We start from the raw sequence: 3,022 nt of genomic DNA, 5'->3' as shown, positions 1-3,022 counted from the left end.
ATGCTCACCCCAACTGCGAAACCAGCGTGACCAGCTCCGACTGGCGGTGCGCTCCTGTCTTCGAGAAGATCGACTTGAGATGGTTGCGGGCGGTTTCGCGGGAGATGCGAGCCAGGCGGCCGCCAGCATCGTGGCTGCGGCAAGGCTTGCTTTGGAGGTCATGGTCTTCATACTTCGGCCCAGTAGCGAATGAGGTTGTGATAGATACCTGTCAATTTGACCGTTTCGGGATCGTCACGCCCGAGCCGTTCCACCAGCGCCTGTATCGCGGTGTCGAGGTCAAAGATCATGCTCCGGGCTTGATCGTCCCGTATCATGCTCTGAAGCCAGAAGAAAGACGCAACCCGCGTTCCCCTCGTCACGGGGGTGACGAGATGGAGGCTGGTCGAGGGATAGAGCACGCAGTCGCCGGCTGGCAACTTCACTTCGTGCGAGCCGTAAGTGTCCTCGATCACAAGTTCGCCACCGTCGTACTCTTCCGGCTCGGCGAGGAACAGCGTGACCGACAGGTCTGTGCGGATGCGAAGGCCGGTCAGACGGTCACCGCGGATTGCGTTGTCGACGTGCAGGCCGAAATGGTGGCCACTGCTCGCCGCATAGCGGTTGAACAACGGCGGGAAGATCTGGAGCGGGATTGCCGCCGCGAGGAAACGCGGATTCGACGTCAGCGCCGAGATGATGCGGTTGCCGAGTTTTCGCGCGACGTCGCTATCGGGCGGCAGTTGCTCGTTGCGCTTGACCATCGCCGACTGCGCGCCGGCGGTGGAGCGGCCGTCCTCCCATTCGCTCGCGTCCATGATGCGGCGGAAATCCGCCACATCATCCTTGCTGAGAACGCCCGGCAGGCACGTCAACATGATCAGAACTTCGCTGTGGTCACGACATAGAACGCCCGGCCGGGCGCGACCGCCACGAACGGCACCGCGCTACGATAGAACGAGTCGTAATAGAGCTTGTTGGTCAGGTTCTGCGCGTAGAACTTCATGGTCCAGTTCTGGTCGATCTTCTTCTCGACGAACGCATCGAAGCGCCAATAGCTCGGCAACTCGTTGGTGTTGGCCGCAAAGGTGCCGCCGTAAACCTTCGAGCGGTACACCGCCTGCCCGCCGAGCTCCCAGCCGCCGTCGAACTTGTACTTGGTCAGCATGCTGAACGACTGGTGGGCAACGTTGGCAAGCTGCAGGCCGAGATTCGAGGCAACGCCGCTCTGCGTGACCTTCGACTGCATCAACACCAGGCCGCCAAAGATGCTCCAGCGATCGGTGATCTTGCCCTCGGCTTCGATGTCGATGCCCTGGATCCTATAGGCCGCGCCCGATGTCAGCAGGCCGGCGACGGTCTCGCGCGCGTTGTCCTTGGTGGTCTGGAACAGCGCACCGGTCACCAGCAGGTGGCGATCAGCAAGCTCCCATTTGGTGCCGAGCTCGATCGCCTTGTTGCGCTCGGGCCCGAGCAAGAGAGTCGAGTTGGGCGGAACACCGCCGTAGTCGGTGGCGGTCGCGTCTAGTTCAGAACCGAACGGATTGGCCGAGGTCGCGTAGGCTGCATAGATGCTGCCGATCGACATCGGCTTGTAGACCACGCCGACGTTGTAGTTCACCAGATCGGCGTTCTGCTTCACATAGCTGGCATTGTTCGACGCGCTCTGGCTATAGCCGTCGTAGCGCACGCCGCCGTTGACGATGATGGTGTCCTGCCAATTCGCGGTGTCCATCACATAGACGCTGCTGGTGTTGACACCGTAGCGCGTTGGATTTCCGACCAGTGAGGGCGTGCCGAAGCCGGAGAGGTTAGTGTACTGAGGCGAATACAGATTGACGCCCGAGATGGCCCCGGCGCTCGTGAAGGGCGAGCCGGCCAGCTCCGCCGCGAGACCGGCATAGCGGTCGATCGAGATGTTCTCGTTCGCATACTCGACGCCGAACACCGCGGTGTGCTTGACCCCGCCGGTGTCGAGCTTGAACGTGGCCTCGTTCTGGTTGGCCCACACGTCCACGTTCTGGTAGCGGCTCTGCGCGCTCGCCGTCGTGGTCCAGAGCAGCGGATTGGGGCTGGTCGTAATCGGGTTCTGCGGTAGCGTGCCGATGTAGTTGAGCACCGAGTGCTCGCCGCGCACCTTGCTCGTCAGCGTGATGGCCTCGTTGACCTTGTACTCGATGATGCCGGTGCCGAAATCCTGTCGCGCGGTCTGGAAGTCGCGATTGAGGAAGCCGTACCAGTTGCCGCGCGGAATGCCGGCCGAGGTCACCGGCACATTTCCCTGCCTGTAAAAGGGCACGCCGAAATCGGGATAGCCGCTGAGATCGGTATGGACATAGTTCGTGGTGATCTTGATGTCGCTGGTCGGGGTGTACTTGGTCGAGATGAAGGAACCCCAGCGATTGTCGGTCACATAGTTGCGGCCGGCCACGTTGGCGTCCTGGAACAGGCCGCCGGTGCGCACCGAGAAGGTCGGGTCGATGACCTGGTTGACGTCGAGCGTGACGCGCTTGGTCATGTCGGTGCCGAACTCGGAATCCACGCGCTGGAAGTTGCGATCACCGGCCTGCTTGGTGACGATGTTGATGGCGCCGCCGGCGGTGCCGCGGCCGGCGTAGGACGATGCCGGCCCGCGCAGAATTTCGATCTGCTCGGTGAAGAAGTTCTCACGGATGGACACGGCGGGATCGCGGATGCCGTCGATGAACACGTCGTTGCGCGCGTCGAAGCCGCGGATGAAGAAGCGGTCGCCGAAGGCGTTGCCGCCTTCGCCCGAGCCCAGCGTCACGCCTGCGGTGGAGCGGCCGATCTCCTTGAGCGTCGTCGCGTTCTTGTCCTCGAGCACTTCCTTGCTGAGCACCGTGATGGACTTGGGGGTGTTCAGCATCTTCTCGGGAAACTTGCCCGAGGCCTGGACGTGGTCGACCTTGTAGGGCGCGGCCGGATCGGCATAGGGATTGCCGTCGGGAGCGCCTGACGGCGCAGTCGGCGCCGCCTGCTGGGCCGCCTGTTCGCGTTGCGCGGCGCGACGAAGCGCGTTGCG

At 62.8% G+C, this 3,022-nt stretch carries 2 protein-coding genes; both read right to left on the bottom strand.

Going from position 1 to position 3,022, the window contains the following annotated elements; all coding sequences use genetic code 11:
* Positions 1-167: 167 nt before the first annotated feature.
* Positions 168-857 carry a Fe2+-dependent dioxygenase gene (locus MOV74_RS34875; RefSeq protein WP_246931600.1) on the bottom strand — a complete coding sequence of 230 codons (690 nt, stop codon included), beginning with the start codon at positions 855-857 and terminating at the stop codon, positions 168-170.
* Between the two features lie 2 nt (positions 858-859).
* The coding region (locus MOV74_RS34870; protein WP_246931598.1) for a TonB-dependent siderophore receptor at positions 860-3,022 on the bottom strand (2,163 nt) is incomplete at its 5' end.

The organism is Bradyrhizobium sp. SHOUNA76 (genome assembly GCF_023006445.1).
Classification (GTDB): Bacteria; Pseudomonadota; Alphaproteobacteria; order Rhizobiales; family Xanthobacteraceae; genus Bradyrhizobium.
This window is presented reverse-complemented; position numbering and strand designations above follow the sequence as displayed.

Excerpts from the sequence above, each read along its gene's own strand:
- MOV74_RS34875 (WP_246931600.1), bottom strand. The coding sequence starts at position 857 with ATGTTGACGTGCCTGCCGGGCGTTCTCAGCAAGGATGATGTGGCGGAT.